Raw genomic sequence first — 24,040 nt, 5'->3', positions numbered from 1 at the left:
GTGGACGCCTCAGTTCGTAGGCCGACGCCAGCTGCGGACGACCGGAGCAGGGTGAGCGGTGGCGTCTGCCGCCCCGTCGCGCCCCAGATGTGCGATGCCCTCGCGGACGAAGGCGACGGTCGGCCACTGCCGCGACGTCGTCCAGAACCAGTGGACGATCGCGACGAGCACGTACCACTGGATCGCCGAACAGATCACGTCGCGGACGACGAACGCGACCCCATCCACCATGAGGTCGCTGAACCCGACCGTCCGGCCGGTGACGTAGGCGACCGACAGGGCAGCGCCGCGCAGGACCATCAAGCCGTCCAGCCGTGTGGGACGCAGCAGCGCCAGCGGCGCCCACGCGATGAGGTCGTACCAGCTCAGCGTGTAGGGGGAGGTCACGAGCCAGGCGGTGCACAAGATGACGGCGGTGCGCACGGCGATGGTGAGCGGGTCACGTTCGGCAGGCACCTGCGCGCCCGGAACGGCGCCCCACGGCAGGACGCGGCTGAGCATCCAGCCGATGACCAGCAGCCCGATGACCCCGACGTAGCCGGTGATGGATCGGGCGACCGGGTCGGGCAGCACCCAGGACAGCGCGGAGCTGAGCCACGGCGCCCACGATCCAGCCGAGATATAGCCGGTGTTCCGGGACGCCGCGAACAGCGCCTGCGGGGCAAACAGCCCGTACAGCAAGGCCAGCGGGATCACCGCGCCCACGCACAGGGCGACGACCTTGCGCCAGTCACGCCGATAGCCCCACACCATCGCCACGCCGTAGAACACCAAGGACACCTTCACCGCGCCCGCGAGCCCGATGAAGATGCCGGTGATGAACGCGCTGCGGCGCATGAACAGCAAGCCGACGATGGCGAACACCAGCGTGAGCGCCTCGTTGTGCGCTCCGGCGACGACCGACCAGATGAGCAGCGGGTTCAGCAGGACGAACAGGGCCGCGCGGGTCTGCAGGGCGGCGTCATCGCGGGCCAGCCTGATCATGACGAGGCCGACGATGATGAACGGCAGCACCGACATGATCTGGAGCCAGAACACGACGTCGTGCATCGACTCGCCACCCAGCACGTTGGCCAACCACTGGGACGCCGACGCGATCGGCCCGTAGACGCTCGGGGTGTCTTGCCACGGGCGTTCGGTCCACACGAGCACCGGATCGAAGGATTGCCGGAAGATCTCCGCCGGGGTGACCGAATAGGGGTCGAGCCGTTGACGCTGGATCCGCCCGTAGGCGGCGTACATGAGAACGTCGGCGCTCGTCAGGGGAAGCGTGAAGGCGGTGGCCAGGTTCAGGCCGATCCCGAGCCCGACCAGGCGGCGCAGCCGTGGACGCCAACCGTGCAGGATCGCGCGGTGCCCGATGACAAGCCCGATCGCACCCACGATGATGCCGACCCACAACACGGGGACGACAACCCACTCCGACAACGGCAACCCGATCTGCCGCCCCCAGGCGACGGGGATGAACCATGGCGGCAGCAGGCTGGTACCTGCGGGGCCGACATTCAGCGCCACCGTCGAGGGCCCCAGGAACGCGACGACGATGGTCGTCAGGCAGCTCACGACAATGAGTTTCACGGCCAAGGCCCCGTCGCGGGTCCACGGCTGTTCGCCGAGGCGGCGCATCCGCTCGACGATCATGCTCACGTGGTCCTCCGGGGCGGGCCTCGCCCGGGAGGGCGAAACTATCGGTCTCAGTGCGACCAGGTTACTGGGGAATGCCGCACACCCAGGTGACGTCCGGTGCTCTCACTTCAGCAGCTTGGACATTCGCCGGTCGGCAAGCAGCTTTCCGCCGGTCTGACAGCCGGGGCAATAGTCCAGGAAGGTGTCGGCGAAACTCACCTCGGCGATGGGCGTCCCGCAGGTGGGGCACGGTTCGCCCTTGCGCCCGTGAATGCGCAGATGGGTGCGCTTGCCGTCCTTAAGTTGGGCGGGTTTGGCGCCACGCGCCCGCTCGATGGCCGCCCCCAGATCGGTGCGGATCGCCGTGAACAGGTCGGTGACGTCGGTCTCGCTCAACGTCCCCGCCAGTTTGAAGGGGCTCAGCCGGGCCGCCTGCAGGATCTCGTCGGAGTAGGCGTTGCCGATGCCTGCCAGCACCGACTGGTCCTTCAACAACCCTTTGAGCTGGGTGCGCCCGTGCTCGGCGAGGACGCGCGCGAAGGCCTCCCGGTCGAACCCCTCCCCCAGCGGGTCGGGCCCCAGCCGCGCAATGCCGGGAACCTGCACCAGGTCGGTCACCACGAAGACGGCGAGGTGCTTTTGCGTTCCCGCCTCCGTCAGGCTGAACCCGACCGGACCCTCCCCCGGATTCTCGGCGTCCGGGCTTGTCGGTGGGCCTTCGGCGGTGACGCGCAGCGCGAGTGGTCCCTTGCTGGGACGCACAGGCGTCGCGGGTACCGGGTCGTGCCAGGTCAGCCACCCCGCGCGCGCCAGATGGAACGCGAGCCACAACCCGTCGACGCCTACCGCGATGAACTTGCCGTGGCGGGTGACCGACGTCACCTCCAGCCCTTGCAGCGCGCTGAGAGGAACCTCCACGGTCTTCAGCGCGCTAAACGCCGCCAACTGCGCCGTGGCGATCGTGCGACCGACCAAGTTCGTCTCCAGGAAGCCGCGCAGGCCTTCCACCTCGGGCATCTCGGGCATGACGGCCTCCCTCATGGGTGAACCCCCGGGGATCACCCCGGGCACCCTCAGCGTAGCCAGCGGCGATGGTTAGGCTGGACGCATGTCCCCTCAGCCACTGGTTCCCGAGCCCTCGCGCATGCGCGCCGGGGACGCGGATCGCGACGCCATCTTGTCCGTGATCCAGGACGCCTTCGCGAACGGCCGTCTCTCGACCGCCGAGGTGTCCGAACGGCAAGAGCGGGCCCTGACCAGCGTGTACACCGACGAGTTGCTCCCGATCGTGGTCGATCTGCCGGAGGGGCAGGCGGTTGCCGCTCGGTGGGGCGTCCCCGCCCCTCAGCAGCGGTTCGCTGCCTCGCCCGTGCCGGACACCGGGGATACGCGCTTCGTGGTGATGTCGGGGCGCGATTACGCGTTGCGTCCGGGCGAGACCTGGGTGCGCAACGTGGTCATCATGGGCGGCGACACCATCGACACCACCCCGGCGTTCGGGCCGGGCGTGACGGTGACCATTCACGCCGACATGGTGATGGGCGGGCACACCATCCGCGTCCCCGCAGGCGTGCAGGTCCTCGACGAATGCCAGGGCATCATGAACGGCAACACCATCACCAAGAACGCCCGTGGTGACGGCTCGAACGGCACCCTTGTCCTGACCGGTACCGCGTTCATGGCTGGGCACACCGTCAAGCTCGCCAAGCGCTCGTGACGCTGATCGCCCCCTGCGTGGCCCTCCCCCAGTCTGGAGCGGGCTGGGCGAGCGCCTCCGACACGAGCCGCAGGTAGTCGACGCGGTCAATCGCGACCGCGCCCAGCGTCGCGAGGTGATCGGTCACCCATTGCACGTCGAGCAGGCGCCCCTCGGTCTCGTCGTCCAGGACGCTCGCCAGCCCGAGAAGTGCCACCTTCGACGCGTCCCGCCCCAGGGCGGCGTCGTGGAACATCGACTCCCCCGCGAACAGGCCACCCAGGCTGACGCCGTACAGGCCACCGGCCAGATCACCGGCCGGGGTCCACGCTTCGACCGAATGCGCGACGCCCAACCGGTTGAGTTCGGTATAGACGCTGATGATCGCCTCATCGATCCACCCCGAGGGCCGGGCCGGGTCGGCGCAGCGTCGGATGACCGCGTCGAAGTCGGCGTCCACGGTCACGACGTAGTGCTTGGCGGACTTGCGCAAGGAGCGCGTGATGCGCAGATCGTCCAGCGGCAGGATGCCGCGGTGCACGGGCGACCACCAGCCCATCGCGTCGGGCGGCCAGCCCGCATCGTGCAGCGGCATGGGGAACACCCCAGCCCGATACGCCTCGGCCACAAGGTCGGCGTCGAACTCGGTCGAGAGGGCAATCAGATCCTGACGCGGCCATTCCGCCTCCGGTCCGAACACCCCCGACAACGCCATGGCGCCAGTCTGGCACGCACCGCCGACAGCCCTGAGGACGCCCCGGGTCAGGGCCGGGCCGGGGGTGAAACCCGTTGGCCCCACCCCTGCGCGCGTTTAGCCTGGGACGCGGGCACCCCACGCCCGAAGAGGAGAGTGACGATGACAGGCGAATCGCGCGAGGTGAGCAAGAACCCGCTCGCGCGCGCCCCGGAGGTCGGCGGAAACATGCTGCGCGGGCTGCTGGAGACGGCGATCAACGGCACCACCATGGTCCCCGGAGCTAAGAGCGCGGCAGCGAAACACCTCGTCAAGAAGGGATCGGCGGAAGACGCCATCGAGTCCCTCGTCCTCACCCACATCGGCCTGGCGGGCGCGCAGGGGTTCGTGACCAGCCTGGGCGGCCTGCCCACACTCGCCGTCACCTTGCCGGCGAACATCGCCGGGCTGGCGGTCGTCCAGGTCCGGCTGATCGCCACCATCGCGCATTTGCGCGGTTACGACATCGACTCTCCCCGTGTCCGCACCGCCATGATCGTGTGCCTGATGGGGCGCGACGGCGTCCGCAGGCTGATCGACGATGGTGTTCTTCCCAGCACGCCTCTCGCCATCGCGACCGCCCCCATGTTCGACGCGACCCTCGATCACCTTGTCAGCGAGCGCGTCCTCGGCGAACTCGTCGGACGCATCGGCGGTCGCCGGGCTGGCCTGCTGTTCGCGCGCCGGATCCCGCTGCTGGGCGGTGGGGTGGGCGGTGCCATGGACGGCTACTCGACCATCGAGATCGGCAGCTTCGCCCGCGAGGTCTTCGTCACTCGTCGGCGCATCACTGCGGGCTGACCAGAACTCAGCGGAAGCGCCGCTCCACGCGCGGGGTGATCAGGCAGGTCACCTCATAGGGGATCGTTCCCATCTCCTGCGCGACCTCCGCCACCGTGATGCTGGCCTCGCCGTCACGTCCGATGAGGACGGCCGGATCCCCCGGACGCACCTGCGTGGTCGGGCCAAGATCCACCATCAGCTGATCCATGCACACCCGCCCGACGATCGGACGCCGCACCCCACCCACCAGCACTGCCCCCACATTGGACAACTGCCGGGAGAACCCGTCGCCGTAGCCCACGGGCAGGGTCGCGATCCAGGTGTCGGCGGGTGCCGTCCACGTCCGCCCATAGCTGACGCTTTCCCCTGCGGCGACCTGTTTGACGAAGCTCACCCGCGTCGTCCACTCCAGGCCGGGACGCAGATCGAGTGCGGGCTCGGAGGTCGGATCCGGGAGGCTGCCGTACACCACAATTCCGGGGCGCACCAGGTCGAACCAGGCGTCGGGATGCATCAAGACGCCACCCGAGTTGGCCAGGTGCCGCAGTTCCACGGGCCCGCGCGCCTCGGCGATGGCTTCGGTGACGGACGCGAACAGCGCGATCTGATCCTGGGTGAACGCGCGCCCACCCTCGGTGTCGGAGACGGGCAGGTGGGAGAACACGCCGCGCAGCCGCAGCCCGGCCGCGTCCACGCGTTGCGCCAGCGAGACCGCATCTGGCGGCGGGCAACCGATGCGGTGCATGCCCGTGTCCACTTTGAGGTGGACGGCTGCGGCGCGTCCGATGCGCGTGGCAGCATCCGCGACGGCGTCGATGCTGGCGGCGTCCACGACGGCCAGGTCGATGTCGGCGGCGACGGCGGCCGCCACCTGCTCCGGGTCGGTGGCGTGGCTGAGTTTGAGCAGCGGCATCGTCACCCCGGCCTCGCGCAGGGCGAGCCCTTCGGGGACGGTCGCCACCCCCAACCAGTCGGCAGCCCGCGTCGCCTGGATCATCTGCGCGACCTCGACGGCTCCGTGCCCGTAGGCATTCGCCTTGACCGCGGCCAGCACCTGACGATCACCGACCCGGGCACGCACGGCGTCCAGGTTGTGCCGGATGTGATCCAACCGCGTGGTGGCGACCGACGTGCTCAGCATGGCGACCATTGTTGCGCGCCGAGGGCTCCTTGCGGTTCCCGGGGCGCCCCTCCGGCTCAAAACAGCAGGGACAGCCCGGGATCGGTGAGGATCGTCGCCACATCGGCCAGGAAGCGGGACGCCTGTTCCCCGTCGAGGACGCGGTGGTCGATCGTGAGCGTCAGCTTGGCCACCGACCGGATCTCCATGCGCTCGCTCGCCCCCTCACCCACGACCCACGGACGCCGGTTGAACGTCCCCAGGCACAGGATCGCCGACTCGTTGGGGTTGAGGATCGGGGTGCCGCCCTCCACGCCGAACACACCGACGTTGGTGATGGTGAACGTGCCACGCGCCGCGTCCGCGGGCGTGATGCGCCCTTCGCGGACCTTGCTCACCAACTCGTTGAGAGCTTCGGCCAACTCCAGCAGGTTGAGGTCGTTGGCCGCCTTGATGTTCGGCACGACCAGGCCCCGCCGGGTCGCCGCGGCGATGCCCAGGTTCACGTCCGGGTGGACGACGATCTCGTCGCGGGCCAGATCCAGGCTGGAGTTCACCTCCGGGTGCTTGGCCATCGCCAGGCACACCGCCTTGGCGAGCACCACGATCGGCGACACCCGTAGCCCCGCGAACTCGCGGCGCTGTTTGAGCTGGTCGATCAGGGCCACCGTCTCGGTGACGTCGACGTCCACCCACACAGACGCCTGCGGCACCTGGAGGGACGCCTGCATCGCCTGCACCATCTGACGCCGGACCCCCCGCAGCGGGATCCTGGTGTCGCCTCGGCGTCCGGTCGCCGCCCCGGCTGCCGTCTGCGCGACGTCATGGGGAGTGATGATCCCTGCGGGGCCGGTCCCGGCGATCTCGCCCAGGTCGATGCCGAGATCGCGGGCCAGCCGGCGCACCGCGGGCTTGGCCAGCGGACGGCCCACCGGATCCACGGCGTGACCGGGGCGGGCCCCCGCCTCGGGACGCGGCAGCGGCGGTTCGACCGGCTCATCGTGGACCGCGCCCGTCGGGTACACCTCTTCCACCTTGTGGGCGGGTGATTCGTCGAGCCCGTAGGACTCGTGGACCTGATCGGTTTCGGGGCCGGGACGTGCGGGAACTCCCTTGCGGGGACGCCGCGCCACCGACCCGGCGGCCGCCCCGTACCCGACCAGCATCGCCCCGGCGGGTTCTGCGGCCGTGGCCTGTGGCGCGGGTCGCGCGTCCTCGTCGGGGGCGGATTCCTCGGCGTGCGTGGGTTCGTCGGCGTCGCCGGTCTCGACGCGCCCCTGCAGCACCTCGCTCGGCTCCGCCTCGGACGGCGCCGCCGCCTGATCGCCGGGTTCGGCAATGGTCATGATGGCCGAGCCGACGGCCACCACGGTGCCGACCTCGGCGTGCAACGTCGCGACACGTCCCGCGACGGGGGCGGGCAGTTCCACCAGCGATTTGGCGGTCTCGATCTCCACCACCACGTCGTTGACGGCGACCTCGTCACCGGGAGCGACGAGCCATTGGGTGATCTCGGCCTCCAGCAGGCCTTCGCCCGGGTCGGGCAACGTCATCTCGAACATGGAGTTCTCCGTTTCGTGGGGCTCAGTGGGCCAGCGACCTGTCGACGGCATCCAGGATGCGGTCGAGGTCGGGCAGGTAGTTCTTTTCGACGCGGCTAGGCGGGTAGGGCATGTCGTAGCCGGTCACGCGTAGCACGGGCGCTTCGAGGGAGTAGAAGCAGTCCTCTTGGAGTCGGCCGGCGATCTCTCCGCCCAGCCCGCCGGAGCGGACCGCTTCGTGAACGACGACGGCCCGGCCTGTCTTCTCCACCGACGCCCGCAGCGTGGCATCGTCGAGCGGGGACAGGCTGCGCAGGTCGATGACTTCCACCGAGCGCCCCTCGGCGGACGCCGCCAAAGCGGCTTCCACGCACGTCTTCACCATCGGTCCGTAGGTGATGAGGGTGACGTCGCTGCCTTCGAGGACGACGCGGGCGGCGTCCAACGGCAGGGGCGGGGCGGTCAGGTCCACCTCGCCCTTCTCGTGGTATCGGCGCTTGGGCTCGAAGAAGATCACCGGATCGTCGGAGGCGACGGCCTGCTGAATCATCCAGTAGGCGTCCAGGGGCGTGGAGGGCGCGACGACGACCAGGCCGGGCGTGTGCGCGAAGTAGGCCTCGGGCGACTCGGAGTGGTGCTCGATGGCACCGATACCGCCGCCGGAGGGGATGCGGATCACCATCGGAACGCTGAGGCGCCCCATGGAACGAAATCGCATCCGGGAGACCTGGGAAACGATCTGGTCGAATGCCGGGTAGACGAACCCGTCGAACTGGATCTCGACGACCGGACGGTACCCGCGCAGCGCCATCCCCAGCGCGGTGCCGACGATGCCGGACTCGGCCAGCGGGGAGTCGACGACCCGCTCGGGGCCGAAATCGCGCTGCAGATGCTCGGTGATGCGGAACACGCCGCCCAACTGCCCGATGTCCTCTCCGGCCAAAAGCACCTTGGGGTCGGCCTCGAGCGCACGGCGCAGGCCCGCGTTGAGCGCCTTGGCCATGGTCATGGTCTCGCTCATCAGGCTTGCCCTCCCTCGAAGGACGCCTCATAGGCCAGGTAGGCCTCCCGCTGGGCGGCCAGCGCGGGCGGGGTCTGGGCGTAGACGCGTCCCCAATAGTCTTCCAGGACCGGGTCGGGCAGGTTGGGGCAGCCCTCGCGGATGCGGACGCCGAGCGCCTCGGATTCGGCCTCCAGCGCGTCCAGCCAGGCCTGGTCGATGGCCCCGGTGCTCAGAAGGTAGGTGCGCAGGCGGGTGATGGGGTCCTTGGCCCGCCATTGCTCCTCTTCGGCCCGCTCCCGGTACTTGGTGGGGTCATCCGAGGTGGTGTGGGCGCCCATCCGGTATGTGAAAGCCTCGATGAAGGTCGGCCCGTGCCCACGTCGGGCGCGATCCAGCGCCCATTCGGTGACGGCCTGGACGGCGAGCACGTCGTTGCCGTCGACGCGGACGCTGGGGATCCCGAACCCGGTGGCGCGCCGGTAGAGCGGGATGCGGCTTTGTCGGGTGATCGGCTCGGAGATGGCCCACTGGTTGTTTTGGACGAAGAACACGACGGGCGCCTGATAGGACGCGGCGAAGACCAGCGACTCGCTCACGTCGCCTTGGCTGGTGGCACCGTCGCCGAAGTACACCAGGACTGCGCCGTTGTCGGCCTGATCGGGGTTGCCGACGACGCCGTCGCGCTGCATGCCCATGGCGTAGCCGACGGCGTGCAGAGCTTGGGTGCCGATGACGAATGAGTAGAGATGGAAGCGGGTATCGACCGAATCCCAGTCGACCATCGCAGTGCCGCGCATCGTCTTGAGCATGTCGAGCGGATCGACGCCGCGCATGAGCGCGACCGCGTGTTCCCGGTAGCTGGGGAACACGCGGTCGAGGGCCGCGACGGCGGCTCCAGAGCCGACCTGGGCTGCCTCCTGCCCCAGCGACGGGGGCCACAGGCCGAGTTGCCCCTTGCGTTGCAGCGCGGTGGCTTCGGTGTCGAAGCGGCGCCCCAGCACCATGTGGCGCAGATTCGCGGCCAGCGTCGCGTCGTCATGGTCATAGCTGAATCCGTCGGCGTCTACCCGCTCCCCCTCGGGGGTGAGGAGCTGGATGAACTCTTCGCTGCGGACGATCCGGGTGCCCCCGGGGGTCACCACCGATTCGGTGGCGTCGGGGTCGAGAGGTTCGATCACACCACCGATTGTACAGTTACGTAACCGTAGGTAGGAACCCTGCATGTCCGATTTCCGCCTGCACAAACCCCCGTTCCCGCTCACGGCGGGCGGGATCCCACAACCCTGGGCGACCCCTGAACCCCCGCCTGAGAAGGGGACGCAGCCACCCGGCGGGACCTAGACTGTCGAGGCTTTTCGTCGTCTTTGCTTAGGGGAGCCCGATGGTCTCGGACCCTCGGCAGCGCAGCTTTCGCGCTGTCTTGATCAACACGCTCATCGCCAACATCACCACCAGTTTCCTGTGGTACTGCGTCACGTTCTGGATGTACCTGGAGACCCGCAACGTCTTGGTGACCGCCATCCTCGGCGGTTCCTACATGCTCGGCACGGCCCTGTTCGGCGTCCCGTTCGGGAGTTGGATCGACCGCACGCGCAAGAAGCGCGTCATGGTCGTCGCCCAGGGCGTCACGGCGGTGTTCTTCGCGTTGGCCGCGATCGTCTATTTCATCTCCCCACGCGAGCAACTCCTCACGCTCGGCTCGCTCCCCTTCTTCGCCTTCATCGTGTTGCTCCTCACCGGCGCCATCATGGAGTCGGCGCGCAGCATCGCGCTGGGTACCGTCGTGACGCTACTCGTCCCCGACACCGAACGCGCCAAAGCCAACGGCCTAGTGGGGATGGTTGCCGGGCTCGGGTTCATGATCACCTCCGTCATCGCGGGTTTGGCGATCGGCCAACTCGGCATGACGACCTCGCTGCTCATTTCGCTCGTCTTGACCGCGGGATCCCTGGCGCACATGCTGAGTGTCCCGATCCCCGAAGCGGACATCGTGCACGCCGACGGCGCCCCCAAGAAGGTGGACTTCGCAGGCGCGTGGGGTGCGATCCGTGAAGTTCCGGCCCTGATCTGGCTCATCATCTTCTCGACGTTCAACAACCTCATCGGCGGCGTCTACATGGCCCTGCTCGACCCTTACGGCCTGTCGCTGGTCTCGGTGGAGACGTGGGGGCTGGTGTTCGGGTTCGTCGGCATCGGCTTCCTCATCGGCGGCGCGGTCATCGCGAAGGTCGGCCTGGGCGCCCGCCCACTGCGGGCCCTCCTGCTAGCCAACATCGTGATGTGGATCATCGGGGGCACCTTCGCGATCCGCGAGTCGATCTGGCTGCTCGTCGTCGGGATGCTCATCTACATGGCGATCATCCCCTTCGCCGAAGCCGCCGAGCAGACGGTCCTGCAGCGCGTCGTCCCGCTCCCCAAGCAGGGGCGCGTCTTCGGTTTCGCACAATCGGTCGAGTTGGCCTCCGCGCCGATCAGTTCCTTCCTCATCGGCCCCATCGCCCAGTTCTGGCTCATCCCCTACATGAACACCCCCGCGGGACAGGACCAATGGGGCTGGCTGCTGGGGGAGGGGCACGCACGCGGCATCGCTTTGGTGTTCCTCCTGACCAGCATCGTGGGGTTGCTCATCACCGTCGCAGCCCTCGCCTCACGGCCCTACCGGACGCTCAGCGCCGCCTACGCTCACGCGGCTCCCGGGGATGCCGCTCCGGTCGAGGGATCGAGGGCCTGACACACTGAAGCCATGATCCGCACCGTCGTCTTTGATTTCGGCAAGGTTCTCGCCTCGGGCGAGGGGGTGATCGAGGAGGCAGCCGCGCTGCTCGGCGTCCCCGAGCAGGACTATGCCCGCGTCTACTGGGCGGGCCGAACCGCCTACGATGCGGGCTGCTCCGACGCCGAGTATTGGACGCCCGTCCTGGCGGCCTTGGGTAAGCCCACCACCCCCGAGATGATCGACCGCCTCGCCCGCCTCGACGCTCGCCTGTGGGCGGTGATGCGTCCCACCGCCCGGGAACTCCTGCGGGACGTGCGTGCCGCCGGACGCACCGTGGCCGTGCTCAGCAACGCCCCGTTCAGCGTCGATCTCGCTTTCGCGGACGCCGACTACGCCCCTGATGCCGACCTGTGGTTCGTCTCCGCTTCCATGGGCATCGTGAAGCCGAACCCGGCGATCTACACCCGGGTCGAGGAGGGCACCGAGACGGCTGCGGGCGAGATCGCGTTCATCGACGACAGCGCCCTCAACGTGTCGGCGGCGCTCCGGGCGGGCTGGACGGCGCACCTGTGGAGCAGCGACGCCGACAGTCGCGCCTGGCTGACGCAGATCGGCGTCCTGCCGCGGCGTTAGCCCCGGCGCCGGACGCCGCGGGCGAACCTCGGCGCCCGGCGACGGCAGGGTTTCCGCCTAGGACGCGGTTGCCACCATGACGGCCTTGATGGAGTGCAGCCGGTTCTCGGCCTGATCGAACACGATGGACGCCGGGGAGGTGAACACCTCGTCGGTGACTTCGAGTTCGCGCATGCCGGTCAGGTCATTCACCAGCCGGGCCGTTGACGTCTCCAGGTCGTGGAACGCGGGAAGGCAGTGCATGAACTTCGCGTTCGGGCCCGCCCACTCCATGACCTGGGCCGTCACGCGGTAGGGGGCCAGGATGCGGCACCGCTCGGCCCACACCCCGTGCGGCTCCCCCATCGACACCCACACGTCGGTGTGGACGAAGTCGACGCCGCGCGCCCCCTCCTCGATGTCATCGGTGATCGTGATGGTGGCCCCGGTGCTCGCGGCGATCTCACGCGCCAGTTCGATGCGGGCGGGTGAGGGAGCGAACTCGGCGGGGGCGACCATGCGGACGTCCATGCCCATCATGGCTCCCATCGTCAGCATCGAGTTGCCCGTGTTGTAGCGGGCATCTCCCAGGTAGGCGAAAGAGAGATCCTTCGCGGGCCGGCCTGCGGCCTCGACCATGGTGAACGCGTCGCACAGCGCTTGGGTGGGGTGCCATTCGTCGGTCAGGCCGTTCCACACCGGAACGGACGCGAACTCAGCGAGCTTCTCGACCGTGTCTTGGGAGTTGCCCCGGAACTCGATGCCGTCGTACACGCGCTCCAGGACGAGCGCCGTGTCGGCGGCGGACTCCTTGGAGCCGATGTGCGCGCCGGAGGGATCCAGGTAGGTGGTGTGGGCGCCTTGTTGCCGGGCGCCGACCTCGAACGCGGCCCGCGTCCGGGTGGAGCTCTTCTCGAAGATGAGGGCGAAGTTCTTGCCGCGCAGGCGCTGCTCCTCACGGCCCTCACGTCGAGCCGTCTTCAACGCTCCGGTGAGTTCCACAAGGTGGCTCCACTCATCGGGAGTGAAGTCGACCTCCTTCAGGAAATCCCGCCCGGTCAACTCGCCCACGCGTCTGCCTCTCTCATCACCGGGCCGCCGCGCGACTCAGGGCGCGGCAAGGTAAATCCCGGAAGTGAACATTGTGCCGCACATGGAAAACTAGCGGAGTGATCCTTCGATTCTTGGTCAGTGCCCTGTCCCTCGGTGTCGCCACCTGGCTTCTGCCGGGCATCTGGCTCGACACCTCCAGTACCGCGAACGCGGTCGTCACCATGCTCGTCGTGGCCGCGATCTTCGGCTTGGTCAATGCGCTGGTCAAGCCGTTGTTCGTCTTCGTGACGTCCCCGCTGCTGCTGTTGACGCTGGGGTTCTTCCTCCTCGTCATCAACGCGGCCCTGCTCATGCTCACCTCGTGGGTGTGCGCGAAGTTGGGCGTCCCGTGGGGCGTTGACGGCTTCTGGTCGGCCTTCTGGGGCGCCTTGATGGTGTCGGTGGTCAGCTTCGTGCTCAACTCCTTCGTCGGACGCCGCGGCGAGGTCCATTCGTGACCGACGCCGTTGCGCCCACTTCGGTCGTCTTCGTCTGCTGGGGCAACATCTGCCGCTCCCCCATGGCCGAACGCGTCGCCCGCAGGCAGGCAGCGGACGCGGGGCTCGACGGCGTCACCTTCACCTCCGCGGGAGTGTCCGCCGAGGAGTCCGGGAACCCGATCGACTCCCGCGCCCGCGCCGTCCTCACCCGCCACGGCTACGAGGCGTCCGGGCACCACGCCCACCAGATCACGGCGTCCGAGATCGCCGAGGCCGACCTGGTCATCGGCCTTGAACCCTTGCACCTGGACCGCATGCGATCCCTCGCGCCGGGGGCGAACAACCTCGCTTTGCTGACCGATTTCGACCCCGATGCACCGCCCGGCTCCGGTGTCCCCGACCCCTGGTACGGGGACACCGCCGGGTTCGAGGACACGCTGGCCTGCGTGGAGGCCGCGATGCCCGGAATCCTCGCTCAGGTCGCGGACGTGCGCCGATAGGATGACCCCATGCAGATCCTCGTAGTGGACGACGACCAAGCCGTCCGAGACTCGCTGAAACGCTCGCTGCAGTACAGCGGCTACGAGGTGTCTGCCGTCAGCGACGGGATCGAAGCACTCGCCCACCTGTCCTCCCACCGCGTCGACGCGGTCGTGATGGACGTCATGATGCCGCGCTTGGACGGCCTGGAGACGACCCGCATGCTGCGGCAGCAGGGCAACGATGTCCCGATCCTCGTCCTCACCGCACGGGACGCCGTCGGGGACCGCGTCGACGGCCTCGACGCCGGAGCCGACGACTACATGGCTAAGCCCTTCGCTCTCGACGAACTGATGGCGCGCCTGCGCGCCCTCACCCGCCGCAGCCGTCCCGAATCTGACGACGCCCCCGCAACAGCAGGCGAGGTGCTGGCGTTCGCCGATCTGCGCCTCGACCTGGGAACCCGCGAGGTGACCCGTGACGGCAAACGCATCGCCTTGACGCGCACCGAGTTCGCGTTGCTGCAGACCTTCATGGAGAACCCTCGCCGCGTGCTGGAGCGCTCCTGGCTGTTGAACGAGGTGTGGGGGTTTGAGTTTCCGACCACCGCAAACTCGCTGGAGGTCTACATCGGCTACCTGCGCCGCAAGACCGAGGTGGACGGCGGTTCGCGTCTGATCCACACGGTGCGGGGCATCGGCTACGTGCTGCGGGAGTCGGCCCCGTGAGTTCGCCGTCGTGAAGCGGATTCGCGCGTTCTTCACCTCGGCCAACCGTTCCCTCCAACAGCGGCTGGCGATCGCGATCGCCCTGGCCATTGCCTTGGCCGTGGCGGTGACCGGTGTCGCGGCCTACGGGCTCACCCTCGTGACGGTCAACAACCAGTTGGACGCCGAACTAGTCGACGTCGCCAACATCACCTCCGGCGCGCTGGCCGAAGACCTCGAGAACATGGGCGGCATCGACACCTCGACGTGGCGGGCCGCCAACGTCATCGTCATGCTGGTGCGGTCGGACAACCACACGATTGCGATGCCGGGACGCCAGCTCACCTTGGAACTGGGCCCCGATGAGTTGGCGATCGCGCGCCTGTCCCACGGCTGGTCGGCGCGCACCGGGGTCAACTCGGCCGGTGGGCTGACCCGCATCGTCGCCGTTCCCCTCGTGGACCAGCAGCAGCATTACGCCCTGGTCGTGGGGCGTCCGCTCGCCCCCACGCTGGCCATCCTCCAGACCACCGGGCTGTCGCTGCTGGTGTTCGGCGGGGTGGGTGCCGCCATCGCGGCGGCGATCGGGTACGTCATCGCCAAGTCGGGGCTCCAGCCGATCCGCAAACTCACCGATGCCGTCTTGTCCATCGCCGCGACGAACAAGCTGACCCCCGTCGAGATTCACGGCGACGACGAGATCGCCGACCTGGGACAGACCTTCAACCGGATGCTGAAGGCGTTGGAGAGTTCGCGGGAGCGCCAGCGTCGACTCATCGCGGACGCGGGACACGAACTGCGGACCCCGCTCACGTCGATGCGAACCAACGTCGAGTTGCTGGTGGCCGACGAGCGTCAGGGCATGCTTCCTGAAGGTGCCCGCTCCGAGATTCTGCGCGATGTCGCCGCCCAGTTGGGTGAGTTCACCCAACTCGTCGGGGATCTGGTTCAGCTCTCCCGCGAGGAGACGGTGCAGCCAGCACCCGAGGCCGTCGATCTGCGCGAGATCATCGACCATGCCCTGGAACGGGTGAAGCGACGCGGCCCGGGGCTGACCTGGAAGGTCCACCTCGATCCGCTCTACCTGGTGGGCGAGCCGGACGCGTTGGAGCGAGCGGTCACCAACCTGCTCGACAACGCGGTCAAGTTCTCCCCGGCCGGGGGCACTATCACGGTGGAACTGATCGGAGACCGCCTCCGCGTCGCCGACGAAGGCCCCGGCATCGCCGATGAGGATCTCCCCCACGTCTTCGAGCGCTTCTACCGCTCCGAACACGCGCGCGCGACAACGGGCTCGGGCCTGGGGCTGTCCATCGTCGCCCAGACCATCCAAGCGCACGGGGGCTGGGTCAAGGCTGGGCACGCGCCCGAGGGGGGCGCGGAACTGATCGCACGCCTGCCCGGCTCACCGACCCCGCCCGAAGAGACGGTTGACGACGATGAGGAACCGGCGCCCTTCTGAGCCCGAACTGATGGCCTCACCGGGTGCGGGCCGGCCCTTCCCCTCTGCGCGGGCCTTCGCGGCCGGAGGGGCGCTTCCAGGCATCCCACGCTATGACCACTGTTCGAGACGGCTCGTCTCATGGGAGAACAATGGGAGGCTGCAAAGGAGAATCACAACTTCATGACAGCAAATACAGCCACACCGGCCGCCCCGTTGAACTCACCGGCTCGCGTCATCACCGCCAGCCTCGTCGGCACGACCATTGAGTTCTACGACTTCTACGTCTACGCGACCGCAGCAGTCCTCGTCTTCCCCCAACTCTTCTTCCCCAGCGGCAACTCGACGACGGCATTGATCGCCTCGTTCGCCGTGTTCGGTGCGGCGATGATCGCCCGCCCGATCGGAGCCATCGTGTTCGGTCACCTGGGTGACCGCCGTGGCCGCAAGACGACGCTGGTCATCAGCCTGCTGACGATGGGCATTGCCACGTTCCTCATCGGCCTGCTGCCGACCTACCACACCGTCGGCGTCCTCGCCCCGATCCTGCTGCTGGCCTTGCGCCTGACGCAGGGCTTCGCGATCGGTGGGGAATGGTCGGGTGCGGCACTGGTCGCCACCGAGAACGCACCGAAGGGACGCCGAGCCTGGTACGGCACCTTCCCGCAGTTGGGTGCCCCGCTGGGCTTCATCATCGCCAACGGCCTGTTCCTGATCATCAACTACGCCCTGCCCCACCCCACCGACGCCCTGCTGAAGTCGGAAGCGTTCCTCACGTGGGGCTGGCGGATCCCGTTCCTGTTCTCCGCCGTCATGGTCATCGTGGGCCTGTGGGTCCGCCTGAAGCTGGTCGAATCGGAGGCGTTCAACGCCGCCGAGAAGCGCGGCGCCATCCGCAAGCTGCCGCTCAGCGACACGTTCCGCCTGCACTGGCGTGAGGTGATCCTGGGCACGTTCATCATGCTGGCCACCTACGTCTTGTTCTATCTGATGACCAGCTTCACCCTGACCTACGGCACCGCCTCACAGACCGCCCAGCCCGGCGGCCTGGGGATCAGCTACATCAACTTCGTCTTGATGCAGATCATCGGCGTGATCTTCTTCGGCATCTTCACGTTGCTGTCCGGCCCGGTGGCCGACGCCATTGGCCGCCGCCGCCTGCTCATCTGGGTCACGGTCGTCATCATCATCTTCGGGATCAGCTTCCCGATGTGGCTCAGCCTGCGCCCGGACGCGATGTTCACCGGGGCACTGACCCAATCGTTCCTGATCATCGGGTTCACCCTGATGGGTGTCACGTTCGGCCCCATGGGCGCGCTCCTGCCGGAGTTGTTCCCCACGAACGTGCGCTACACCGGTTCGGCGATCGCCTACAACGTGTCCAGCATCCTCGGCGCCGCCCTGGCACCGATCATCGCCGTGGCGCTGTGGGCCCAGGCTGGTGGCAGCACCGTGCTGGTCGGCGTCTACCTCGCGGCCGCCAGCGTCTTGACCCTCATCTCGCTGATCCTGTCGCGCGAGACGAAGGACACCAACTACGACGCCTCCTCCGCTGAGGACGCGAGCCTCGACGGGGACGCCTTGGCAGGAGCCTCCCGCTAAGGAGTTCCGTCACCGCACGCGCGTGAGCCGCGGCTTCCCCTGGGGAGTCGCGGCTCACGCGCATCAACCGTCGGGTTCCGCAGGGGTGGTGTCGTCCTCAGTGTCCCCACGCGCTGCTGCCGTGGCGTTCCAGGCGTGACGCCGCCGGGTGCGGACATGCGAAACGCCGCACCCCACAGGGATGCGGCGCTTCGACGGTTCGGTGTGACTCAGGCGAGCGGCGTGATGTTCGTCGCCTGGAGGCCCTTGGGGCCCTGCTCGGTCTCGAACTCGACCTTGTCGCCCTCGTTCAGCGAGCGGAACCCGCGGGAGTTGATCGCGGAGTAGTGCGCGAACACATCCGACGAGCCGTCGTCGGGGGAGATGAAGCCGTAGCCCTTGTCGGCGTTGAACCACTTCACGGTTCCGGTGGCCATGTTTCCTGCCTTCTTAATGCTGTTACTCAACCCTCGGGGTCCCGGGGGCGTTGGGGTGACGCTCGAAACTCTACCGACGGGAACCGCAGTAAGAACTACCAACCTCAACCTGCACGACAGCCTACACGGCTCCCCACGGACCTGTCCGTTCCGTTCGCCCGGCCCCGCTCACGCGCCCCGCACAGGCTCACCACAGCCGGGCGCTCTAGACTGCCGCCATGCCCGAAACACGCAAGCACCGCGTTCAGGCACGCGACCAGATCGACCAGGCCATCTTCGCGGCGCTTGGGGAGCCCGTTCTCCCCAGCCAGCCCGGCATGGCACCCCCTGATGCTCCCGCCGCGGAACGGTCCGAGCAGGGCGCGGTGACCCCGTCGGCGACCAGTTTCGCGACCGGCGGCACGATGGGTGCCTTCACGTTCCACACCCACAAGCCCACGCGCGACGCCGACGCGTCCTGACGCTGCCTGAGGTCCACTATCTGAGCAGCCCCCCGGCACGTCACACGCGACGCGCCCGTGAGGGTAGCGGCGCAGCGTGACACGCGCGTCCCCGCCTGGAAGAATGACGAGGCGCAGGGCGAGCGGAGGGCGCGACAATGCAGGTGGAATGGTGGAGCATCATCCCCTTCGTGGTTCTCCTGGGGTGCGTCGCCGTGCTGCCACTCCTCCCGGCCACCGAGCGGGCCTGGGAAAGCAACGGCGTCAAACTGCTCGTCGCCCTGGCCTGCGGGCTGCCGGTGGCGATCTGGTTCATCGCCGCGGGACACGGCGGCGAGGTCGTGCACGCGCTGTTCGAGTACGTGCAGTTCATCATGCTGCTGCTCGCGCTGTTCGTCGTCTCGGGGGGCATCTTCCTGGCCGGCGATATCCGGGCGACGCCGCGCAACAACACGATCTTCCTGGCGATCGGCGGCCTGATCGCCTCCTTCATCGGGACGACCGGCGCGGCGATGCTGCTGATCCGGCCGCTGTTGAACACCAACCGGGAGCGCGCTCACCGCGTCCATACCGTGGTGTTCACCATCTTCATCGTCGCCAACTGCGGGGGGCTGCTCACGCCGCTGGGCGACCCGCCGCTGTTCCTGGGATTCCTGCGCGGCGTCCCGTTCGAGTGGACCTTTCGGCTGCTGCCCGAGTGGCTCGTCGTGAACGCGCTGCTGCTGCTGACCTACTACGCGCTGGATCGGCGCGAGTACGCCCGGGAGACGCCGGAGGCGATCGCGTTCGACACGACCGACGTCTCGCCGCTGCGGATCAAGGGCGGCATCAACTTCGTGTTCTTCGCGCTGATCATCGCGGCGGTGGCCTTCCTGCCGTCGCTCGACCTGCACGCCATCGAGACCGGTCACGCGACGTTCGCGCAGATGGTGCCTTGGCGTGAGCTGGTGTTCGTGGCGGCCGCGGCGCTGTCGTTCGTCGTCGGGGATCGTGACGTCCGCTTCGAGATGAACCAGTTCACCTGGGCCCCCATCCTCGAGGTGGCGGCGCTGTTCGTCGGGATCTTCCTCGCGATGATCCCGGCCCTGAACTTCCTCGGGCAGATCGCACCGACGCTGCCCCTGAACGAGATCACATTCTTCGTGTTCTCCGGCGGGCTGTCGGCCTTCCTCGACAACGCGCCGACCTACGCCACCTTCTTCGAGATGGCCGCGCAGCTGCCGGGTGAGCCTCGCATCGGGCTGGCTCCCGGCGTCCCCGAGGCGTATCTGGTGTCGATCTCGCTCGGTTCGGTCCTGTGCGGCGCCGTCAGCTACATCGGCAACGGCCCCAACTTCATGACCAAGGCCGTCGCCGACAGCGCCGGGGTGAACATGCCGAGCTTCGGCGGCTACCTGCGCTGGTCGCTCACCTACCTGGTGCCGATCCTGGTCGTGATGGTCTCGCTCTTCATCGCCGACGGCCCCGTCTGGACGATCCTCGGCCTGCTGCTGGGCGCCGCGATCGCTGCACGAGCGGTGTGGCTGGCCCGCCACCACGTGCATCCGTCCGAGATCGAGTGAGCTGAAAGCCTCGGATGCCGTGACCGGAAGTCCTCGACGGCGAGAGTCGAAGTCCTGGACGCCGTGAGCCGAAGTCCTCGACGCCGTAACCCGAAGTCATCGGCGCCGTAACCCGAAGTCCTCGGCGGGGGGAGTCGAAGTCATCGACGGGGGGAGCCGAAGTCGTCGGCGGAGGGAGGACGGGACGCAGGAACGCCGGCCAACCCGAGGGTTGACCGGCGTTCGTGGTGCTGCGTCAGGCGGCAACAACCTTCACCGGCACGTGCGCGGTGACGGCGTCGGTCAGCTTCACGCCAACCTTGTGCTCGCCGACGGACTTGATCGGCTTGTTGATGACCACGTTGCGGCGGTCGATGGCGGGGCCGTTGGCCTTCTTGATCGCCGACGCGATGTCGGCGGCCGTGATGGCGCCAAACAGCTTGCCCTCGGGGGACACGCGCGCGGGGACCTGGATCTCCAGGGCCTCGAGCTGGGTGCGAATCTCGCCAGCGTGCGCGTGATCGCGGACGGTGCGGGCCTCGCGGGCACGGTTGATGCCCTCGATCTGCTTCTCGGCGCCGCGCGTCCAACGGATCGCGAAGCCCTGGGGCAGGAGGTAGTTACGGCCAAAGCCGTCCTTGACCTCGACGATGTCGCCGGCGATGCCGAGGTGGTCGACGGCGGCGGTGAGGATGAGCTTCATGTCAGCTTCCTTTCTCAGCGCGCGTTCGACGTGTAGGGCAGCAGGGCGAGCTCGCGCGCGTTCTTGATCGCGATGGCGACCTTGCGCTGCTCCTGCACGGACAGACCCGTCACCCGACGGGCGCGGATCTTCCCACGCTCGGAGATGAACTTCCGCAAAGTCGCGGTGTCCTTGTAGTCCACGGTGCCGATCTTGATCGACTTGACCGGGGCAATCTTCTTCTTGTTCACAGGCTTACGCTGTGGAGCCATTGTGGTGCTCTCTTTCTGGAGCCCGGCAGATGCCGGAATGACGTGGTTGGAACAGGTGGATCAGAACGGCGGTTCGTCGCTCTGGGCCGAAGCCCACGGGTCGTTGACGGGCTGGCGATTGCCGCCGCCGCCCCCGTACCCGCCGCCACCTTGGCCGGAGTTGGACGACCAGTTGTTGTCGCCCCCACCCGAGCCGCCCTGCTGGCTGTAGCCGCCGCCACCGCCGCCGCCACCGCTGGTGCGGTTGACCTTGGCCGTCGCGTAACGCAGGGAGGGACCGACTTCGTCGACCTCGATCTCGAACACAGTGCGACGCTCACCTTCACGCGTCTCGTAGGAACGGCTCTTCAGCCGGCCCTGGACGATGACGCGCATGCCCTTGGTGAGGGTCTCGGCCACATTCTCAGCAGCCTGTCGCCACACCGAGCAGTTGATGAACATGGCGTCCCCGTCCTTCCACTCGCTCGTCGCACGGTCGAAGGTGCGAGGAGTGGAGGCGACGGTGAAGTTAGCCACCGGGGCCCCGGACGGGGTGAAGCGAAGCTCGGGGTCAGCCGTCAGGTTGCCCACGAGCGTGATGATGGTTTCACCAGCCATTGGTTCAGATCTCCGATTCGTCGGACGTTAGTGTCGAGGTTGCGACGCCGAAGCGCCGCGTCCTTCTCAGACTGTCAGCCACGACCGACGAAAACGAGGGTCGTGAGCACATCTGGGGAGGAAGAACCTCACTTGTGCAGATCGGGGCGGATGACCTTCGTCCGCATGATCTGCTCGTTGAGCGTGTACTGGCGATCGAGTTCCTTGACCACGTCAGGCTCGGCCGTCACGTCGAGCACCGCGTAGATGCCCTCGGACTTCTTCTGGATGTCGTAGGCGAGCCGACGACGGCCCCAGACATCGACGTTCTCGACGGTGCCACCGGCGGTCTTGAACGCTTCGAGCGGCTTCTCCACGATGCCGGCGACCTGGCGGTCATCGACGTCGGGGGAGACGATCACCATGATCTCGTACTGGCGCATGTGTATTCCCCACCTCCTCTGGACTAGCGGCCACGGGAATCTCCCGGGGCAGGAGGGTTTTCATGCAGGACGCTGAGCGTCCACCGACCCAGCCTACCGGACGGCACCGACCCACCCCTAAACCGCGCGACATCACAGCCAGCGGGCTTCCCGTTACATCGTCGTGACAAGGCGCTTCGCTAGAATCAGGGCATGCTGCCACCGACCTCCCCGACCGAGCCGTCCCCCTTCTTCTCCGAGCAACTCGCCGCGCGGACGGCGTCCCTGGCAGCCGACGCCGACCGACTGGAGCCTCCTTTCACGGGCGCCGACGCCCTCCTGCGACGTGACCTGGACGCCGCCGTGGCCGAGTTGGCGCCTTCCCTGCGCGACCTCGCCGTCGCGTTGCACGGCGACCCGGAAACCGCCTTCGAGGAGAAGCGCGCGGCTCAACGCCTGGCCGATCTGATCGCCGCAGACGGCCTCGACGCGCAGGTCGGGGTCTTCGGGCGGGAGACGGGCGTGGCGGCCGAGTTCACCGCCGGGACGGGTGGGCACACCGTCGCCGTCCTGGCCGAATACGACGCCTTGCCTGACCTGGGGCATGCGTGCGGTCACAACATCATCGCCGCGACGGGGGTGGGCGCCTTCCTGGCCCTGCACCGGCTGACCCAACGCCACCCCGACGCCTTCTGCGGACGGGTCCGTTTCCTCGGGACGCCCGGCGAAGAGGGTCACAGCGGCAAGGAGTACATGGCGCGCGAGGGCGCCTTCGACGGGGTGGATGCCGCGCTCATGCTGCACCCCTACGGCTACGACGCCGCCGACCAGGTGTGGCTGGGGCGGCGCACCTTGACCATCACGTTCACCGGACGCGCCGCGCACGCCTCCTCCGAGCCGTTCATGGGGCGCAACGCCCTGGACGCCGCGACGCTCTTCTACACCGGCATCGGGCTGTTGCGGCAGCAGATGATCCCCGTCGACCGGGTGCACGCGGTGATCAGTGAGGGCGGGACGCGCGCATCCATCATCCCGGAGCGGGCCGTCGTGCAGGCTTACGTCCGTTCGAAGTACCCGCAGACGCTCGTCGACCTCAGCCAGCGCGTGGACGACCTCGCCCACGGCGCGGCGCTGATGGCGGGCGTTGGCGTCGAGGTGGTGTGGGACCAGCACCCCGCGTCACTGCCGGTGCGCACGAACGACCCGCTGACACGGCGCTGGGCGCTCGCTCAGGCCGAGCGCGGCCGCCGGGCACTGCCGCGAGGTGTGGTTTCAGAAACCATCGCCGCGTCCACCGACTTCGGGAACGTGAGCGTCCGGGTTCCGGGCATCCACCCACTGCTGCGGATCGCCCCTGAGGGCACCGCGTTGCACACCCGCGAGTTCGCCGAGGCTGCCGCGTCCGAGTTTGCGTTGTCGGGGATCGCCGATGGCGCCTACGGGTTGGCCGCCACCGCAATGGACTTCCTCAGCGATGACGCCCTTGCCGACGCCGTCGCTGCCGACTTCGCCGCCGCGGGCGGCGTGCTGGACGTGGCGCACCTGTTCGACGCGTGACCGCTGCCCCGGGGCCGCGGACCCGAGCAGCCGGACCGGGCAAGTGCCGGGACGAGGCAGGCGACGGGTTCGTGGCAGCATGGTCCGGTGACCACCGAGCCCACAGCCAGCTTCTATGAGCGCGTCGGCGGGGAGCCAACCTTCCGCGTCCTCGTCGACCGGTTCTACGAGGGGGTCGCGGGCGATCCGCCGCTGCGAGCCCTGTACCCGGAAGAGGACTTGGGTCCGGCGGCCGATCGGCTCCGGTTGTTCCTGGAGCAGTACTGGGGCGGCCCCCACACCTATTCGGAAACGCGCGGCCACCCGCGGCTGCGCATGCGTCACGCCCCCTACGCCGTCACCCCCGACCAGCGCGATCGCTGGCTGCACCACATGCTGGCCGCTGTCGACACCCTCGCCCTGCCCGAACCCGAGGACGCCGAACTGCGCGCCTACCTCACGCGGGCCGCCCAGTTCATGATCAACCAGTTCGAGTGATCCGGGCCGCCGCACGCGCCTGGTGATCGCCGGGGTCCACCGCCACTTCAGAAGCAGTGGTCCCA

The 24,040-nt window shown here is 68.2% G+C and carries 26 protein-coding genes; 13 read left to right on the top strand and 13 right to left on the bottom strand.

Annotation, left to right across the window (positions count from 1 at the left end):
* Positions 1 to 9: 9 nt before the first annotated feature.
* Positions 10 to 1,641 (bottom strand): polyprenol phosphomannose-dependent alpha 1,6 mannosyltransferase MptB, encoded by a 1,632-nt coding sequence (gene mptB, locus C1706_RS12195; RefSeq protein WP_241653564.1) that lies wholly within the window; start codon positions 1,639 to 1,641, stop codon positions 10 to 12.
* A 108-nt stretch (positions 1,642 to 1,749) separates the two neighbouring features.
* On the bottom strand, positions 1,750 to 2,652 hold the full coding sequence (locus tag C1706_RS12190; RefSeq protein WP_129459524.1) for an Fpg/Nei family DNA glycosylase: 903 nt from the start codon (positions 2,650 to 2,652) through the stop codon (positions 1,750 to 1,752).
* An 82-nt stretch (positions 2,653 to 2,734) separates the two neighbouring features.
* Here C1706_RS12190 and C1706_RS12185 point away from each other — a divergent pair, with 82 nt between their 5' ends.
* Entirely contained in the window at positions 2,735 to 3,343 is a 609-nt protein-coding gene (locus tag C1706_RS12185) for a DUF1707 SHOCT-like domain-containing protein (protein WP_129459523.1), read from the top strand.
* On the opposite strand, the gene aat is transcribed toward C1706_RS12185, so the two are convergent.
* Entirely contained in the window at positions 3,321 to 4,037 is a 717-nt protein-coding gene (gene aat / locus C1706_RS12180; protein WP_129459522.1) for a leucyl/phenylalanyl-tRNA--protein transferase, read from the bottom strand. The two genes, C1706_RS12185 and aat, sit on opposite strands and share 23 nt — an antisense overlap.
* Before the next feature lie 141 nt (positions 4,038 to 4,178).
* Between aat and C1706_RS12175 the strand changes: the two genes are divergently transcribed.
* Positions 4,179 to 4,856: a hypothetical protein gene (locus C1706_RS12175; protein WP_129459521.1), complete on the top strand. Its 678-nt coding sequence runs from the start codon at positions 4,179 to 4,181 to the stop codon at positions 4,854 to 4,856.
* Positions 4,857 to 4,863: 7 nt separating this feature from the next.
* On the opposite strand, the gene alr is transcribed toward C1706_RS12175, so the two are convergent.
* From alr to pdhA, 4 genes are read right to left on the bottom strand one after another with little or no spacing between them, the layout of a single operon-like run.
* Positions 4,864 to 5,979 carry an alanine racemase gene (alr, locus tag C1706_RS12170; RefSeq protein WP_206661121.1) on the bottom strand — a complete coding sequence of 372 codons (1,116 nt, stop codon included), beginning with the start codon at positions 5,977 to 5,979 and terminating at the stop codon, positions 4,864 to 4,866.
* A gap of 56 nt (positions 5,980 to 6,035) precedes the next feature.
* Positions 6,036 to 7,520, bottom strand: a complete 1,485-nt coding sequence (locus tag C1706_RS12165; RefSeq protein WP_129459519.1) for a dihydrolipoamide acetyltransferase family protein — start codon at positions 7,518 to 7,520, stop codon at positions 6,036 to 6,038.
* Positions 7,521 to 7,542: 22 nt separating this feature from the next.
* A complete protein-coding gene (locus C1706_RS12160; RefSeq protein ID WP_129459518.1) occupies positions 7,543 to 8,520 on the bottom strand; it encodes an alpha-ketoacid dehydrogenase subunit beta in 978 nt (325 codons plus the stop codon).
* Positions 8,520 to 9,680 (bottom strand): pyruvate dehydrogenase (acetyl-transferring) E1 component subunit alpha, encoded by a 1,161-nt coding sequence (gene pdhA / locus C1706_RS12155; RefSeq protein WP_241653560.1) that lies wholly within the window; start codon positions 9,678 to 9,680, stop codon positions 8,520 to 8,522. Before pdhA ends, C1706_RS12160 begins: the two co-directional genes overlap by 1 nt.
* A 203-nt stretch (positions 9,681 to 9,883) precedes the next feature.
* Here pdhA and C1706_RS12150 point away from each other — a divergent pair, with 203 nt between their 5' ends.
* A complete protein-coding gene (locus C1706_RS12150; RefSeq protein ID WP_129459516.1) occupies positions 9,884 to 11,233 on the top strand; it encodes an MFS transporter in 1,350 nt (449 codons plus the stop codon).
* A gap of 12 nt (positions 11,234 to 11,245) precedes the next feature.
* Positions 11,246 to 11,851 (top strand): HAD-IA family hydrolase, encoded by a 606-nt coding sequence (locus C1706_RS12145; RefSeq protein ID WP_129459515.1) that lies wholly within the window; start codon positions 11,246 to 11,248, stop codon positions 11,849 to 11,851.
* Between the two features lie 57 nt (positions 11,852 to 11,908).
* Here C1706_RS12145 and argF read toward each other — a convergent pair whose 3' ends face one another.
* The gene (gene argF, locus C1706_RS12140) at positions 11,909 to 12,901 is read right to left on the bottom strand and encodes an ornithine carbamoyltransferase (protein ID WP_129459514.1); all 993 of its coding nucleotides are present in this window, start codon (positions 12,899 to 12,901) and stop codon (positions 11,909 to 11,911) included.
* A gap of 98 nt (positions 12,902 to 12,999) precedes the next feature.
* Here argF and C1706_RS12135 point away from each other — a divergent pair, with 98 nt between their 5' ends.
* From C1706_RS12135 to C1706_RS12115, 5 genes are all read left to right on the top strand, one after another.
* Complete coding sequence (locus C1706_RS12135; RefSeq protein ID WP_129459513.1) at positions 13,000 to 13,380, top strand: phage holin family protein; 381 nt, start codon at positions 13,000 to 13,002, stop codon at positions 13,378 to 13,380.
* Complete coding sequence (locus tag C1706_RS12130; RefSeq protein ID WP_129459512.1) at positions 13,377 to 13,862, top strand: low molecular weight protein-tyrosine-phosphatase; 486 nt, start codon at positions 13,377 to 13,379, stop codon at positions 13,860 to 13,862. Before C1706_RS12135 ends, C1706_RS12130 begins: the two co-directional genes overlap by 4 nt.
* A gap of 9 nt (positions 13,863 to 13,871) precedes the next feature.
* Positions 13,872 to 14,570 (top strand): response regulator transcription factor, encoded by a 699-nt coding sequence (locus C1706_RS12125; protein WP_129459511.1) that lies wholly within the window; start codon positions 13,872 to 13,874, stop codon positions 14,568 to 14,570.
* A gap of 10 nt (positions 14,571 to 14,580) precedes the next feature.
* Positions 14,581 to 16,011, top strand: coding sequence for a sensor histidine kinase (locus C1706_RS12120; RefSeq protein ID WP_129459510.1), 1,431 nt, complete (start codon positions 14,581 to 14,583; stop codon positions 16,009 to 16,011).
* Positions 16,012 to 16,173: 162 nt separating this feature from the next.
* Positions 16,174 to 17,592 carry an MFS transporter gene (locus tag C1706_RS12115; RefSeq protein WP_129459509.1) on the top strand — a complete coding sequence of 473 codons (1,419 nt, stop codon included), beginning with the start codon at positions 16,174 to 16,176 and terminating at the stop codon, positions 17,590 to 17,592.
* Between the two features lie 209 nt (positions 17,593 to 17,801).
* On the opposite strand, the gene C1706_RS12110 is transcribed toward C1706_RS12115, so the two are convergent.
* The gene (locus tag C1706_RS12110; protein ID WP_129459508.1) at positions 17,802 to 18,008 is read right to left on the bottom strand and encodes a cold-shock protein; all 207 of its coding nucleotides are present in this window, start codon (positions 18,006 to 18,008) and stop codon (positions 17,802 to 17,804) included.
* Between the two features lie 218 nt (positions 18,009 to 18,226).
* Here C1706_RS12110 and C1706_RS12105 point away from each other — a divergent pair, with 218 nt between their 5' ends.
* Entirely contained in the window at positions 18,227 to 18,469 is a 243-nt protein-coding gene (locus C1706_RS12105) for a hypothetical protein (protein ID WP_129459507.1), read from the top strand.
* A gap of 137 nt (positions 18,470 to 18,606) precedes the next feature.
* Positions 18,607 to 20,010, top strand: a complete 1,404-nt coding sequence (locus C1706_RS12100) for a sodium:proton antiporter (RefSeq protein WP_129459506.1) — start codon at positions 18,607 to 18,609, stop codon at positions 20,008 to 20,010.
* A gap of 235 nt (positions 20,011 to 20,245) precedes the next feature.
* Here the strand turns inward: C1706_RS12100 and rplI are convergent, their stop codons facing one another.
* From rplI to rpsF, 4 genes are all read right to left on the bottom strand, one after another.
* A complete protein-coding gene (rplI, locus tag C1706_RS12095) occupies positions 20,246 to 20,692 on the bottom strand; it encodes a 50S ribosomal protein L9 (protein WP_129459505.1) in 447 nt (148 codons plus the stop codon).
* Between the two features lie 14 nt (positions 20,693 to 20,706).
* Positions 20,707 to 20,943 carry a 30S ribosomal protein S18 gene (rpsR, locus tag C1706_RS12090; RefSeq protein ID WP_129459504.1) on the bottom strand — a complete coding sequence of 79 codons (237 nt, stop codon included), beginning with the start codon at positions 20,941 to 20,943 and terminating at the stop codon, positions 20,707 to 20,709.
* Positions 20,944 to 21,003: 60 nt separating this feature from the next.
* Positions 21,004 to 21,540 (bottom strand): single-stranded DNA-binding protein, encoded by a 537-nt coding sequence (locus C1706_RS12085; RefSeq protein ID WP_129459503.1) that lies wholly within the window; start codon positions 21,538 to 21,540, stop codon positions 21,004 to 21,006.
* 128 nt (positions 21,541 to 21,668) lie between these two features.
* Positions 21,669 to 21,962: a 30S ribosomal protein S6 gene (gene rpsF / locus C1706_RS12080; RefSeq protein WP_180316866.1), complete on the bottom strand. Its 294-nt coding sequence runs from the start codon at positions 21,960 to 21,962 to the stop codon at positions 21,669 to 21,671.
* A 192-nt stretch (positions 21,963 to 22,154) separates the two neighbouring features.
* On the opposite strand from rpsF, the gene C1706_RS12075 reads away from it, so the two are divergent.
* Positions 22,155 to 23,498, top strand: coding sequence for a M20 family metallopeptidase (locus tag C1706_RS12075; RefSeq protein WP_129459501.1), 1,344 nt, complete (start codon positions 22,155 to 22,157; stop codon positions 23,496 to 23,498).
* An 87-nt stretch (positions 23,499 to 23,585) separates the two neighbouring features.
* On the top strand, positions 23,586 to 23,975 hold the full coding sequence (locus C1706_RS12070) for a globin (RefSeq protein ID WP_129459500.1): 390 nt from the start codon (positions 23,586 to 23,588) through the stop codon (positions 23,973 to 23,975).
* Positions 23,976 to 24,040 lie beyond the last annotated feature (65 nt).

The organism is Propioniciclava flava (genome assembly GCF_004126535.1).
GTDB lineage: Bacteria > Actinomycetota > Actinomycetes > Propionibacteriales > Propionibacteriaceae > Propioniciclava > Propioniciclava flava.
Note: the sequence above shows the minus strand (reverse complement) of the source record. Positions and strands in the feature narration are given on the sequence as shown.